This window comes from Paraburkholderia fungorum, assembly GCF_046027215.1.
GTDB classification, from domain to species: domain Bacteria; phylum Pseudomonadota; class Gammaproteobacteria; order Burkholderiales; family Burkholderiaceae; genus Paraburkholderia; species Paraburkholderia fungorum_D.
On the sequence record NZ_JAQQEN010000001.1, the window covers coordinates 3378563 to 3392309 of the forward strand.

General features: G+C 61.6%; 11 protein-coding genes. 1 reads left to right on the forward strand and 10 read right to left on the reverse strand.

Annotated features, from left to right (window positions below; translation table 11 throughout):
- Nucleotides 1-9 precede the first annotated feature (9 nt).
- The 7 genes from pstA to PQR27_RS15020 all read right to left on the reverse strand — a co-directional run bounded on the left by pstA (nt 10) and on the right by PQR27_RS15020 (nt 8486).
- Nucleotides 10-906, reverse strand: coding sequence for a phosphate ABC transporter permease PstA (pstA, locus tag PQR27_RS14990; RefSeq protein WP_408524390.1), 897 nt, complete (start codon nt 904-906; stop codon nt 10-12).
- The gene (gene pstC / locus PQR27_RS14995; protein ID WP_408524391.1) at nt 903-1904 is read right to left on the reverse strand and encodes a phosphate ABC transporter permease PstC; all 1002 of its coding nucleotides are present in this window, start codon (nt 1902-1904) and stop codon (nt 903-905) included. The genes pstA and pstC overlap by 4 nt, the downstream gene beginning before the upstream one ends.
- Before the next feature lie 133 nt (nt 1905-2037).
- Nucleotides 2038-3069, reverse strand: coding sequence for a phosphate ABC transporter substrate-binding protein PstS (gene pstS, locus PQR27_RS15000; protein WP_408524392.1), 1032 nt, complete (start codon nt 3067-3069; stop codon nt 2038-2040).
- Between the two features lie 308 nt (nt 3070-3377).
- Nucleotides 3378-4736 (reverse strand): phosphoglucosamine mutase, encoded by a 1359-nt coding sequence (gene glmM, locus PQR27_RS15005; RefSeq protein ID WP_408524393.1) that lies wholly within the window; start codon nt 4734-4736, stop codon nt 3378-3380.
- Nucleotides 4737-4764: 28 nt separating this feature from the next.
- Complete coding sequence (folP, locus tag PQR27_RS15010) at nt 4765-5664, reverse strand: dihydropteroate synthase (RefSeq protein WP_408525497.1); 900 nt, start codon at nt 5662-5664, stop codon at nt 4765-4767.
- Between the two features lie 78 nt (nt 5665-5742).
- A complete protein-coding gene (gene ftsH / locus PQR27_RS15015) occupies nt 5743-7632 on the reverse strand; it encodes an ATP-dependent zinc metalloprotease FtsH (RefSeq protein ID WP_408524394.1) in 1890 nt (629 codons plus the stop codon).
- 191 nt (nt 7633-7823) lie between these two features.
- On the reverse strand, nt 7824-8486 hold the full coding sequence (locus tag PQR27_RS15020) for an RlmE family RNA methyltransferase (protein WP_408524395.1): 663 nt from the start codon (nt 8484-8486) through the stop codon (nt 7824-7826).
- A 200-nt stretch (nt 8487-8686) separates the two neighbouring features.
- Between PQR27_RS15020 and PQR27_RS15025 the strand changes: the two genes are divergently transcribed.
- Nucleotides 8687-9214, forward strand: a complete 528-nt coding sequence (locus PQR27_RS15025) for a YhbY family RNA-binding protein (protein ID WP_408524396.1) — start codon at nt 8687-8689, stop codon at nt 9212-9214.
- A 95-nt stretch (nt 9215-9309) separates the two neighbouring features.
- Here the strand turns inward: PQR27_RS15025 and PQR27_RS15030 are convergent, their stop codons facing one another.
- From PQR27_RS15030 to carB, 3 genes are all read right to left on the reverse strand, one after another.
- Complete coding sequence (locus PQR27_RS15030; protein WP_408525498.1) at nt 9310-9819, reverse strand: DUF4149 domain-containing protein; 510 nt, start codon at nt 9817-9819, stop codon at nt 9310-9312.
- A 20-nt stretch (nt 9820-9839) separates the two neighbouring features.
- The gene (gene greA / locus PQR27_RS15035) at nt 9840-10316 is read right to left on the reverse strand and encodes a transcription elongation factor GreA (protein WP_408524397.1); all 477 of its coding nucleotides are present in this window, start codon (nt 10314-10316) and stop codon (nt 9840-9842) included.
- Between the two features lie 153 nt (nt 10317-10469).
- Entirely contained in the window at nt 10470-13724 is a 3255-nt protein-coding gene (carB, locus tag PQR27_RS15040) for a carbamoyl-phosphate synthase large subunit (protein ID WP_408524398.1), read from the reverse strand.
- Nucleotides 13725-13747 lie beyond the last annotated feature (23 nt).

The following is a 13747-nucleotide window of genomic DNA, read 5'->3' on the forward strand; positions in this document are numbered from 1 at the left end:
ACTCCGCCCTTACTTATTCGAAAAGATCGTGCGCGCGAGGATATTCAATCCCAGCACCGCGAGCGTGATCAGGAAGACACCGGCCCACGCGAGCGATTGCCACTGCGCAAACGGGCTCATCGCGAACTTGTAGATCGTGACCGGCAGGTTCGCAACCGGCTGGTTCATGTCCATCGAGAAGAATTGATTCGACAACGCCGTGAACAGGAGCGGCGCAGTTTCGCCGGCAATCCGCGCGACGCCGAGTAGGACGCCGGTGATAATGCCCGCGATCGACGCCTTCAACGTGATCGACAGCACCATCTTCCACTTCGGCGTGCCGAGTGCGAAAGCCGCTTCACGCAGCGCGTTCGGCACCAGCTTCAGCATGTTTTCGGTGGTGCGGATCACGATCGGAATCTGCAGCAATGCGAGCGCGAACACGCCTGCCCAGCCGCTGAAGTGGCCCATCTTCGCCACCACCAGCGCATAGACGAACAGACCGACAACGATCGACGGCGCTGACAGCAGGATGTCGTTGATAAACCGCGTGAGGCTCGCGAGCCAGCCTTTCTGCCCATACTCGGCCAGATACACGCCGGCGAGAATGCCGATTGGCGTGCCAACGAACGTTGCGAGCGCAACCAGCATCAGGCTGCCGACAATCGCGTTGGCGAGACCGCCGCCATCGGTGTTCGGCGGCGGCGTCGATTGCGTGAACAACTCGACCGACAGGCCGCCGATACCCAGATGCAGCGTCGTATAGAGAATCCACACGAGCCACAGCAGGCCGAAGGCCATGGCCGCCAGCGACATCGTCAGCGCGACTGCATTCTTCATGCGGCGGCGTCCTTGCAGACGCACACGCATCGCTTCGAGCGCGGCGGCGTCGTTCGAACCCGGCATATTCAAGGTCGGCTGGCTCATTTCGCGCCCTCCCCTTTTTCGAGGCGAAGCAGCATGATCTTCGAAATCGCCAGCACGATGAAGGTAATCACAAACAGGATCAGGCCGAGTTCCATCAGCGCCGATGTGTGCAGGCCCGGATCCGCTTCAGCGAATTCGTTGGCGAGCGCCGAGGTAATGCTGTTGCCCGGCGAGAACAGCGAGACGTTATCGAGCAGATTCGTGTTACCGATCACGAACGTAACGGCCATGGTTTCGCCCAGCGCGCGGCCGAGGCCGAGCATCACGCCGCCGATCACGCCGCTCTTGGTGAAGGGCAGCACGATCTTCCACATGACTTCCCACGTCGTGCAGCCGATGCCGTATGCCGACTCCTTCAGCAGGACCGGCGTGACTTCGAACACGTCGCGCATCACTGAAGCGATGTACGGGATGATCATGATCGCGAGAATCACGCCCGCGCACAGGATGCCGATACCGATCGGCGCCCCCTGGAACAGCGCGCCGACGACAGGAATGCCGCCCAGCAGCGTGCCGAGCGGCTTTTCGAACCACGTCGCGAAGATCGGCGCGAACACCAGCAGACCCCACATGCCGTAGACGATCGACGGAATCGCGGCGAGCAGTTCGATCGCAATGCCGAGCGGCCGGCGCAGCCACGCGGGCGCGAGTTCGGTCAGGAAAAGCGCGATGCCGAAGCTGACCGGCACCGCGATGATGAGCGCAATGATCGACGTGGCGATCGTGCCGTAAATCGGCACCAGTGCACCGAAGTGCTTGCTAGGTGGATCCCACTCGGAGGTCCACAGGAAGCTGAGACCGAATTCTTTGATCGACGGCATGGACGCGACGATCAGCGAAACGATGATGCCGCCGAGCAGCAGCAGCGTAATGACAGCGGCGAGGCGAGCGAGGCCGCCAAAGATGACGTCACCGGCGCGGCTGGGCGCTTTCTGTTGCGCCGCGCTGCCGGGTGGCGTCGACCGGCTCGCGCCAGACGCTAAATGGATATCGGACATGAGAGCCTGATGGACCTGTTTCCAGTTGCCGTATGACACTTGTCGTGCGGCCGGTAATGCCGCTGGCCGTCCTCACATGAGGACAGCCAGCGTGTTACGTGATGCAGCTTCTAAAGCAACGCTTAGTCAGCGCTTAATCAGCGATAGCCTTGCCCGCAGCATCCTTCACCTTCGACTTCCACTGCGTGCGGATTTCCGACACAACCGACTCCGGCAGCGAGATGTAGTCCAGATCGTTCGCGGCTTGCGTGCCGTTCTTGAACGCCCAGTCGAAGAACTTCAGCGTTTCGGTGCCTTGCGGCGCCTTGTCCTGCGTCGTGTGCAGCAGCACAAACGTCGCGCCGACGATCGGCCATGCGTTCTTGCCCGGCTCGTTCGTCAGGATCTGGTAGAACGACTTCGACCAGTCCGCGCCCGCTGCCGCTGCCTTGAAGGTGTCCGTCTTCGGCTCGACCACGGCGCCCGACGAGTTCTTCAGCGCAACGTACGTCATGTGGTTCTGCTTCGCGTACGCCCATTCCACGTAGCCGATCGCGCCCGGCAGACGTTGCACGAAAGCCGCGACGCCGTCGTTGCCCTTGCCGCCCGTGCCCGTCGGCCAGTTGACCGTCGAACCTTCACCCACCTTCGACTTCCAGTCCGCGTTGACCTTCGACAGGTAGTTCGTCCAGATGAAGCTGGTGCCCGAACCGTCGGCGCGGCGAACCACGGCGATGTCGGTATCCGGCAGCTTGATCTTCGGGTTCAGCGCAACGATCGCCGGATCGTTCCACTTCTTGATCTTGCCCAGGTAGATGTCGCCGAGCACTTCGCCCGACAGCGTCAGTTCAGCCGGCTTCACGCCCGGCACGTTGACGACCGGCACCACGCCGCCGACTACCGTCGGGAACTGGAACAGGCCTTCCTTGGCGAGTTCGTCGTCCTTCAGCGGAGCGTCCGAGCCAGCGAAATCAACCGTCTTCGCGACGATCTGCTTCACGCCACCCGACGAACCGATACCCTGGTAGTTCACCTTGCCACCGCCGGACTTCTGATAGGCGTCGGCCCACTTCGTGTAAATCGGTGCTGCGAAGGTGCTGCCCGCGCCGGTGATGTCTGCGGCTTGCGCTGCGATCGCGAAAAGCGCGCCAGCGACGCCAGCGAACACGGTTTGCATCAATTTCATGAGACCTCCAAGGTGTGAGCGGTATAAGCGGATAACACGAACACCGCGAAGCTTAGGGTCTCTTTATGACAGTAACGTGACTGACCGTGAAACGGATGTGACAAATAGATTACGAAGATGAAAGGCGTCAGGACAGCAGGAAGGTGCGATTCCACGACGGGCGTGTCATCACTTTGCAGATTAGGCGAAAAAAGAAGGGAGCGAACGTTTGCGTACGACGAAAGGCGTACGGCGGGGAAGATGCGGCAGGCGGCGAGGAACGAACGGAGTGCGTTGTCCCTCGGCCGCCGTTTCGGGGTGGTCCGGCTTTAGGCCGTAGCCTCCTTCACCGCGCCAGCAATCGTTTCGGCGTGGTGAATCGCGTCTTCGACATTCGGCGCCTCGACCATGACGCGCAGCACCGGCTCCGTGCCGGACGCGCGGATCAGCACGCGGCCGCGGCCGCTCAACGCGTCCTCGGCCTGAGCAATCGCGCGACGGATCAGGTCGCTGCTCTTCCAGTCGGCGCCAGGCTTCATGCGCACATTGATCAGCTTTTGCGGAAACAACGTGACGCCTTCGAGCAGGTCCGCGAGCGTCTTGTCGCTGCGCTTCATTGCCGCGAGCACCAGCAGCGCCGATACAATGCCGTCGCCAGTGGAATGGCGGTCAAGCGAGAGAATATGGCCGGAGCCTTCGGCACCCAGCTGCCAGCCATGCTCGCGCAATTGCTCCAGCACGTAGCGGTCACCCACCGCCGCGCGGACGAACTTCACGCCGGCTTCCCGCAGCGCGACTTCGACCGCCATGTTGGTCATCAAGGTGCCGACCGCCCCCTCCACCTTGCCCTCGGTAGCGACCCGATCCTTGACCAGCACGTACAGCAATTCGTCGCCGTTATACAGGCGGCCTGCCGCGTCCACGACCTGCAGACGGTCAGCGTCGCCGTCCAGCGCGATGCCGAGGTCCGCATGGTTCGCGCGCACCGCGCGCACCAGCGCGTCCGGCGCGGTGGCGCCGACGCCGTCGTTGATGTTGAAGCCGTTCGGCGCGACGCCGATCGGAATCACGTCGGCGCCGAGTTCGTGGAATACCAGCGGCGCGACGTCGTACGCGGCGCCGTGCGCGCAATCGACGACGAGTTTCAGGCCACGCAGGTCAAACGCGGCGGGGAACGTGCTTTTGCAGAACTCGATATAGCGGCCGGCCGCGTCGTCCAGACGCCGCGCCTTGCCGAGTTGCTCGGATGCCGCGCACGCGAGCGGCAGATCGAGTTGCTGTTCGATCTGTGCTTCCACCTCATCCGGCAGCTTGTTGCCGTCGGCGGAGAAAAACTTGATGCCGTTGTCGTAATACGGGTTGTGCGACGCGCTGATCACCACGCCCGCGGCAAGGCGCAGCGCACGGGTCAGATAGGCGATGCCCGGGGTCGGCATCGGGCCGGCCAGCATTACGTCGACGCCCGCCGCGGAAAAGCCCGATTCGAGCGCGGCTTCGAGCATATAGCCCGACACCCGCGTGTCTTTACCGATCAGCACCGTGGGCCGTGTGCCCGTCTTCGCCCAGCGGTCCGCGCCCGCGAGCACCTTGCCAGCCGCATAGCCGAGCCGCAACACAAATTCCGGCGTAATGGGCCCTTCACCGACCTTGCCCCGAATCCCGTCTGTACCAAAATAACGACGTGCCATCTTTTATCTTCCTCCTTGGCTTTTGGGTTCAGCCGCCCGCGCGGCTGACATTCGCCGACTCTCGCACGGCGCCCCACACTTTCAATGCATCCACTGTCTGTGCAACATCGTGCACGCGCAGAATCGCAGCGCCTCGTTCGGCCGCGCACACTGCGGCAGCGATGCTGCCCGCCACCCGTTCCGGCGCCGGTCGTCCGACCACCGCGCCCACCATCGACTTGCGCGACATGCCCGCAAGAATCGGGAACGGCTGTGCGGCGCGCGGCGCGGTATCCCGCAGATGCGCGAGCAACGCGTAATTATGTTCGATCACCGCCTTGCCGAAGCCAAATCCCGGATCGACGCTGATGCGCGCCTTCACAATACCGGCTTGCTGCAGAGTCGACACCCGCTCATCGAGAAAGCGCCGCACCTCGCTCACCACATCACCATAGGCGGGCTCGCCGAGTTGCATGGTCTGCGGCTCGCCAAGCATATGCATCACACATAAACCGCAATCCGAGTCGCGCACTGCGTCAATGGCGCCGGGCATCCGGAAGCCCCAGATGTCGTTGACCAGGTCGGCGCCTGCGCTCAACGCGTGGAGCATGACCTCTGGCTTGTACGTATCGATCGACAACGGCACGTTCGCGCCGCGCAGTTGCTCGATTAGGGGGATCACGCGCGCCAGTTCTTCGTCGAGCGGCACCGGAGGGGCGCCCGGACGGGTCGACTCGCCGCCGATATCAATGATGTCGGCGCCGTCGAGCAGCATACGCTCGGCCTGACGCAGGGCGTCGTCGCGCACGGTGTATTTGCCGCCGTCGGAGAAAGAGTCGGGCGTGATGTTCAGGATGCCCATGACCAACGGGCGTTCAAAACTCAGCTTGAAGCGTCCGCACTGCAGCGGCTCTGGAATAAGAAACGAAGGGAATTCGACTGTCGGCACGTAGCGGTTATTCACATAAAAAAATGCAAAACGGGCCGGTGTGAAACACACCGGCCCGCACATTCTACTGGTCGCCTATCAGGCCGGCGCGGTCGCGCTGCCTGGCTTGACCTCGGTGCCCGGGCTGCCGCCCGACGAGGCGTCGCTTGCCGACGGCGGCGAGCTCTTCGGCGAACGCGGCGGACGGCCTGCCATGATGTCGTTGATCTGATCGGCGTCGATCGTCTCCCACTCCATCAGCGCGGCGGTCATCGCTTCGACCTTGTCGCGGTTCTCGTCCAGCAGGCGCTTCGCGAGGTTGTACTGCTCGTCCAGCACACGGCGGATTTCCGCATCGACCTTCTGCTGCGTCGCTTCCGAAATCGTGCGCGTGAAGCCGCGACCAAACGGCGTTGCGTCGTTTTCGTCGTCGACGTAGACCATCGGGCCGAGCGCATCGGTCATACCGAAGCGAGCTACCATGGCGCGAGCCGTAGCCGTTGCCTTGTTGAAGTCGTCCGATGCGCCGGTGCTGATCAGGTTCAGGAACAGCTCTTCCGCGACACGGCCGCCAAACAGGATCGCCAGACGATCGAGCAGGTAGTCTTTCGAATACGTTTCGTTGTCATGCTCCGGCAACTGCCACGTCACACCCAACGCACGGCCGCGCGGAATGATCGTCACCTTGTGCACCGGATCGGCCTTCGGCAACAGCTTGGCGATCACCGCATGGCCCGACTCGTGGTACGCCGTCGCGCGCTTCGATTCTTCGCGGATCACGGCCGACTTGCGCTCCGGACCCATGAAGATCTTGTCCTTCGCGTCTTCGAAATCGTTCATTTCGACGATGCGCTTGCCACGGCGAGCCGCGAACAATGCAGCTTCGTTCACAAGGTTCGCCAGATCGGCGCCCGAAAAGCCCGGCGTGCCGCGTGCGATCACCGCCGCGTCGACGTCGTTCGAAATCGGCACCTTGCGCAGGTGAACCTTCATGATGTGCTCGCGGCCACGGATATCCGGCAAGCCGACATACACCTGACGGTCGAAACGGCCCGGACGCAGCAGCGCCTTATCGAGCACGTCCGATCGGTTCGTTGCAGCGATCACGATCACGCCCGAGTTCGCTTCGAACCCGTCCATCTCGACCAGCATCTGGTTCAAGGTCTGTTCACGTTCGTCGTTACCACCACCCATGCCGGCGCCACGATGGCGGCCAACGGCATCGATTTCGTCGATGAACACGATACACGGTGCATGCTTCTTGGCCTGCTCGAACATGTCGCGCACACGCGCCGCGCCGACGCCAACGAACATTTCGACGAAGTCAGAACCCGAAATGCTGAAGAACGGCACCTTCGCTTCACCGGCGATCGCACGCGCCAGCAGCGTCTTACCCGTTCCCGGCGGCCCGACCAGCAACACGCCGCGCGGAATGCGACCGCCCAGCTTCTGGAATTTCTGCGGATCTCGCAGGAAATCGACCAGTTCGGAGACTTCTTCCTTGGCTTCGTCGCACCCAGCGACGTCGGTGAAATTGATTGCGTTGTTGTTTTCGTCGATCAGACGTGCACGGGATTTACCGAACGAGAACGCACCGCCTTTCCCGCCCCCCTGCATCTGTCGCATCATGTAGAACCAGAAGCCGATGATCAGGATCGTCGGTCCGAGGTAGTACAGCGCGGACACCAGCGCATTCGGTTCGTCATCAGCCTTGCCGCTCACCTGAACGCCATACTTCATCAGATCGCCGACCATCCAGATGTCGCCGGGCGACACGATCTGGTACTTCTGGCCGTCTGCTGGAGTGACCGTGAGGTTCCGCCCCTGAACGATGACAGTCTTGACTTTGCCGTTCTTCGCGTCGTCCATGAACTGCGAATAGGAAACGCCTTCCTGGACACGGGGCTTGTCGAACTGCTTGAACACCGTAAACAGCACCAGTGCGATAACCAGCCACACTGCTGCTTTCGAAAACATATTGTTGTTCAAAGCACCACTCCTTCACTTAGACGGGCGCCTACATTTGCCTTGCGGCACCACGAAAGCATTCTAATCCAGTCCGCAGACCCCTGCCATAACGATTCACTACCACAGAAATAGCGTAGCGGGCCGTGGCAGCGCCAATTTCGGCGCCATGGGCACATAGTGGGCAGCATGCGGAACTGTCCTGCAGCGCCGCTTTATGCGGGCCGTTTCAGATGCTTACCCAAAATAAATGTTTCTGACGATTTATCCCGCGACGCTTTCGGCTTGCGGGCCGCCACCACCTTGAACTGATGCTTGAACTTTTCGACAATCTGGCTGTAACCGCTGCCGTGAAAACATTTGACTAAAAGGGCACCATCTGGCTTCAGGTGATTTTGCGAGAATTCCAGCGCGAGGTCACACAAATGTTCGATTCGCGCGGCATCCGCCACCGCCACTCCCGACAGGTTGGGCGCCATATCCGAAATTACAAGGTCGACCTGGCGTTCTCCGACTAATTCTTCGAGCTGTCCGAGAACCGAATCTTCGCGGAAGTCACCCTGAATGAAATGGACGTCGGCGATCGGCTCCATTGGCAGCATGTCCAGCGCGATGATCGTGCCGTCGATGCCGCCTTCGCGCTCTGCATCGCGCTGCGAACCCTTGGCGAGCTTGTTACGCGCGTACTGGCTCCAGCTGCCCGGCACCGAGCCGAGGTCGACGATCACCTGACCCGGACGGATCAGCTTGTCCTGCTCGTCGATTTCCTTGAGCTTGTACGCGGCACGGGCGCGGTAACCCTCCCGCTGCGCCATTTTTACATACGGGTCGTTGATGTGATCGTGCAGCCACGCCGTGTTGAACTTGTTTTTTGCCATTAAACGTTGAAACCTTGCTGCGTTATGTCGCGCTTTAGGGGATAATACGCGGTTAATTCGCGCGGACACCGGCAAAACTGGCGGTCATCCGCGATTCTGTTGTTCTGACGCGCCGCCCTGCCGGATGCCCTGGATTGCCAGATTGGCCCAATCCACCGGACCCGCAGGTGCCGCCATTTTAGTCGAGTCTCCCACTTTCCATGCCAGCCCTCAAAGTCTCTTCCGACCAACGCGCCGAGTTGCGCGCCCAGGCGCATGCGCTCAAACCGGTTGTGCTCGTCGGCGCCGAAGGCTTGACCGACGCTGTGCTGTCCGAGATCAAGGTCCACCTTGGCGCCCACCAACTGATCAAGATCCGCGTATTTGGCGACGAGCGCGAAGAGCGCATCGCCATCTACGAACAGATCTGCGACACGCTGAACGCCGCGCCGATCCAGCACATCGGCAAACTGCTGGTGATCTGGAAGCCGGAAGCCTCGCAGCCGGCGGTGAAGGCCAAACGCGGCGCCCTGCCGAGCGCCCGTGAAGCGGCTGTTGACGCCAAGCCGGGCAAAGGCCGCGCACCTCGCGTGGTCACGGTGGTGAAGCCCAGCGAAATTCCGATGCGCAAGCCGAAGGCGAAAGCCGTTGTGGTGCGCGGCAATGAACGCGTCACGCAAGGCGGCAACATCAAGCGCGCCAAGAAGCGCCAGACCAGCGCAAAGCGCGCGCATCAGTCGTCGAAATAAGCGAATGATGATGGGTGCGGGCAATCTCCGCACCCCAACGTGTGCCACCGAAAGCGAGGTCGCGCCGTCCGCTCAGGCGGCAGCGGCAAACAACGCTAACCCGCTACCTTCCCGGCCCCACTGCGCGCACTCTGCTCCGCCGCCACCGCGCCAACACTCGCCGGCAGCTTCCACACCAGCGCCACGCCCAGCAGGCTCTCGATCAGATAGAACAGGCTCGAGACGCCGTGCAGAATGCCAAAGCGCGTTGCATAAACGGAATGCCCGACATCGCTGCCCGCTTCGAGCGCGGCTATGCGCATTGCATTCATAAACGGCTGCAAAGCAAAGTAGCCCACCAGCACGCACACCAGCATCCCGGCGATCAACCAGCGCGCACGACGATACGCATCGCTACCGCGCCGAATCAGCACATTGGCCAGAACCAGCAGCAAAATGCCGCAGACCGCACCCACCACGCCTTCGATGCGAAATAGTTGTGCCGCCACCGCCCCTGCCGTCATCCGGTCGAGCGATGTGAACAGCACCGGCGCGACGGCATAGCCGATAGTCAGCAGACTACCGACCCACACCACCGTCAGCAGACGGAACAGTCGATGCGGCATCAAGGACACTGGGGCCGTGTTCAAACGTAGCTAACCGCGATGATTTCGTACTCGCGCACGCCGCCCGGTGCCTGCACCGATGCAACGTCGCCTTCCGCCTTGCCAATCAATGCGCGCGCGATCGGCGAGCTGATCGAGATCAGACCGTGGTCGATGTCCGCCTCGTCGTCGCCGACGATCTGATATTTGACCTTCGCCCCCGAATCCAGGTCTTCGAGTTCGAGCGTTGCGCCGAACACCACGCGGCCGTCCGCCTCCACCTTGGACGGGTCGATCACCTGCGCACCGGCCAGCTTCGATTCAATTTCGGCAATACGGCCTTCGACGAAACCCTGCTTTTCCTTCGCCGCGTCGTATTCCGCGTTCTCCGACAGATCGCCCTGGGCACGCGCTTCCGCGATCGAATTGATCACCGAAGGACGCTCAACCGATTTCAGGCGCTGCAATTCATCGCGCAACATTTCCGCGCCGCGCTTCGTCAATGGAACAGTGCTCATAAACAACTCTATGTGCAAAAAACAGCCGTAAAAAAAATCACCGCGGTTAAGTGCATTCCGCAAGGGCCGGAGCGCGGGACCAGACCTGGCCCGCAGCACCTGCGGAACGCCGCTTAACCGCGGCACTTACATCTTGGACAGATATTCGAAGCCTTAGTTTAGGCGAGCGTGGAGTCCTTGTAAATCATAGACTTCCAGGTTCTTCAAATAGCGCAAACCTTCCACCGCGGCCCGTGCACCGGACATTGTCGTGTAGTACGTGACCTTGTTCGCCTGAGCGCTCATGCGAATCGAACGCGAGTCGGCGATCGCCGCACGGGTTTCGTCGACGGTCGTGAAGACCAGCGCAATTTCGCCGTTCTTGATCATGTCGACGATGTGCGGACGGCCGTCCTTCACCTTGTTGACGACCTTGACCGGTACGCCGGCCGCCTCGATCGCGGCAGCCGTGCCTTTGGTCGCGACGATCGGATAGCCGAGTTCGTGCAGCATGCGTGCGACTTCGACGGCCTTCGGCTTGTCGGCATCCATCACGGTCAGCAGCACCGTGCCCGACTCCGGCAGACGCGAACCCGCCGCCAGTTGCGACTTGAACAGCGCTTCGCCGAACGTCTGGCCCACGCCCATCACTTCACCGGTCGAGCGCATTTCCGGTCCGAGCACCGGATCGACTGCCGGGAACTTGACGAACGGGAACACCGCTTCCTTCACGCTGAAGTACGGCGGATCGATTTCCTTCGTCACGCCCTGATCGGCGAGTTTCTGGCCGACCATTGCGCGCGCCGCGATCTTCGCGAGCGGCAGGCTGGTCGCCTTCGACACGTACGGCACCGTGCGCGATGCACGCGGGTTCACTTCCAGCACGTAAATGATGTCCTGTTTCGAGCCATCTGCCTGCGGCACCTGCTGGATTGCGAACTGCACGTTCATCAGGCCGATCACGTTCAGGGCCTTCGCCATGGCGCCGGTTTGGCGCTTCAACTCAGCAATGGTTTCCTTCGACAGCGAGTACGGCGGCAGCGAGCAGGCCGAGTCGCCCGAGTGGACGCCCGCCTGTTCGATGTGCTCCATCACGCCGCCGATGAACACGGCTTCGCCATCGGAGATGCAATCCACGTCGCATTCGATCGCGTCGTTCAGGAAGCGGTCGAGCAGCACCGGCGAATCGTTCGACACCTTCACGGCCTCACGCATGTAGCGCTCGAGGTCGCGCGGCTCGTGGACGATTTCCATGGCGCGGCCGCCCAGCACGTACGACGGACGCACCACCAGCGGATAGCCGATTTCTTCAGCGAGCTTGAGCGCTTCGTCTTCGGCACGCGCGGTGCGGTTCGGCGGCTGACGCAGGCCGAGGTCCTGCAGCAGCTTCTGGAAACGCTCGCGGTCTTCCGCTGCATCGATCATGTCCGGCGACGTGCCGACGATCGGCACACCATTCGCTTCGAGATCGAGCGCGAGCTTCAACGGCGTTTGACCGCCGTATTGCACGATCACGCCGACCGGCTTTTCCTTGTCGACGATTTCGAGCACGTCTTCGAGCGTCAGCGATTCGAAGTACAGACGATCGGACGTGTCGTAGTCGGTCGAAACGGTTTCAGGGTTGCAGTTGACCATGATCGTTTCGTAGCCGTCTTCGCGCATGGCGAGCGCGGCGTGCACGCAGCAGTAGTCGAACTCGATGCCCTGGCCGATCCGGTTCGGGCCGCCGCCCAGCACCATGATCTTCTTGTTGTTGGTCGGATTCGCTTCGCACTCTTCCTCGTAGGTCGAGTACATGTAGGCGGTTTTCGTGGCGAACTCGGCCGCGCACGTGTCGACGCGCTTGTAGACCGGGCGCACGTTCAACTCGATACGGCGTTGACGCACTTCCGCCGGCTTCGCGCCAAGCAGCTTGGCCAAGCGGCGATCCGAGAAGCCGCTTTGCTTCAGATACTTGAGTTCTTCCTTCGACAGACTCGCCAGCGTACGGCCAGCCACGGCTTTTTCCTTCAGGATGATCTGTTCGATCTGCGCGAGGAACCACGGGTCGATCGAGGTCTCTTCGAAAATCTCTTCGGCCGTCATGCCGACACGGAAGGCGTCGCCAACGTACCAGATGCGATCCGGACCGGCTTCGCCGATCTCGCGGATGATCTCGTCACGGTTATTGGTCTTTTCGTCGAGACCGTCCACGCCCACTTCGAGGCCACGCAGCGCCTTCTGGAACGATTCCTGGAAGGTGCGGCCGATTGCCATCACTTCACCGACCGACTTCATTTGCGTGGTCAGGCGCGCGTCGGCTTCGCGGAATTTCTCGAACGCGAAACGCGGGATTTTGGTGACGACATAGTCGATCGTCGGTTCGAACGATGCCGGGGTCTGGCCGCCGGTGATTTCGTTCTTCAGCTCGTCCAGCGTGTAGCCGACTGCCAGCTTCGCCGCGACCTTCGCGATCGGGAAGCCGGTGGCCTTCGACGCCAATGCCGACGAACGCGACACACGCGGATTCATCTCGATCACGATCATCCGGCCGTCTTTCGGATTGATCGAGAACTGAACGTTCGAACCGCCCGTGTCCACACCGATTTCGCGCAGCACAGCGAGCGATGCGTTACGCAGGATCTGGTATTCCTTGTCTGTGAGCGTTTGCGCCGGTGCAACGGTAATCGAGTCGCCGGTGTGGATGCCCATCGGGTCCAGGTTTTCGATCGAGCAGACGATGATGCAGTTGTCCTTTTTATCGCGGACCACTTCCATCTCGTACTCTTTCCAGCCGAGCAGCGATTCTTCGATCAGCAGTTCGCGCGTGGGCGACAGATCCAGGCCGCGCTTGCAGATCTCTTCGAATTCGTCGCGGTTGTAGGCGATACCGCCGCCCGAGCCGCCCAGCGTGAACGACGGACGGATCACGACCGGATAGCCGCCGCTGCCGGTTTGCGTCGCGATATCGGCCTGCACCTGCAGTGCTTCCTCCATCGAATGCGCGGTGCCCGACTTGGCCGAACCGAGGCCGATTTTGGTCATCGCGTCTTTGAACTTCTGGCGGTCTTCCGCCTTGTCGATCGCTTCCGGCGAGGCGCCGATCAGCTCGACCTTGTACTTTTCCAGCACGCCATGCGCGTGAAGATCCAGTGCGCAGTTCAGCGCGGTCTGGCCACCCATCGTCGGCAGGATCGCGTCCGGGCGCTCCTTGGCGATGATGCGCTCGACCACTTCCCACGTGATCGGCTCGATGTAGGTCACGTCGGCCGTGTTCGGGTCGGTCATGATCGTCGCCGGATTGCTGTTGACGAGAATGACCTTGTAGCCTTCCTCACGCAGCGCCTTGCATGCCTGTGCGCCCGAGTAGTCGAACTCGCACGCCTGGCCGATGATGATCGGACCCGCGCCGATGATGAGGATGCTCTTGATGTCTGTCCGCTTGGGCATAACGCTCTCGCTAATGTATTCCT

Coding starts and splice junctions, on each gene's coding strand:
- pstS (WP_408524392.1), bottom strand. CDS start 3,069: ATGAAATTGATGCAAACCGTGTTCGCTGGCGTCGCTGGCGCGCTTTTC.
- pstA (WP_408524390.1), bottom strand. CDS start 906: ATGAGCCAGCCGACCTTGAATATGCCGGGTTCGAACGACGCCGCCGCG.
- PQR27_RS15025 (WP_408524396.1), top strand. CDS start 8,687: ATGCCAGCCCTCAAAGTCTCTTCCGACCAACGCGCCGAGTTGCGCGCC.
- greA (WP_408524397.1), bottom strand. CDS start 10,316: ATGAGCACTGTTCCATTGACGAAGCGCGGCGCGGAAATGTTGCGCGAT.
- pstC (WP_408524391.1), bottom strand. CDS start 1,904: ATGTCCGATATCCATTTAGCGTCTGGCGCGAGCCGGTCGACGCCACCC.
- PQR27_RS15030 (WP_408525498.1), bottom strand. CDS start 9,819: ATGCCGCATCGACTGTTCCGTCTGCTGACGGTGGTGTGGGTCGGTAGT.
- carB (WP_408524398.1), bottom strand. CDS start 13,724: ATGCCCAAGCGGACAGACATCAAGAGCATCCTCATCATCGGCGCGGGT.
- PQR27_RS15020 (WP_408524395.1), bottom strand. CDS start 8,486: ATGGCAAAAAACAAGTTCAACACGGCGTGGCTGCACGATCACATCAAC.
- glmM (WP_408524393.1), bottom strand. CDS start 4,736: ATGGCACGTCGTTATTTTGGTACAGACGGGATTCGGGGCAAGGTCGGT.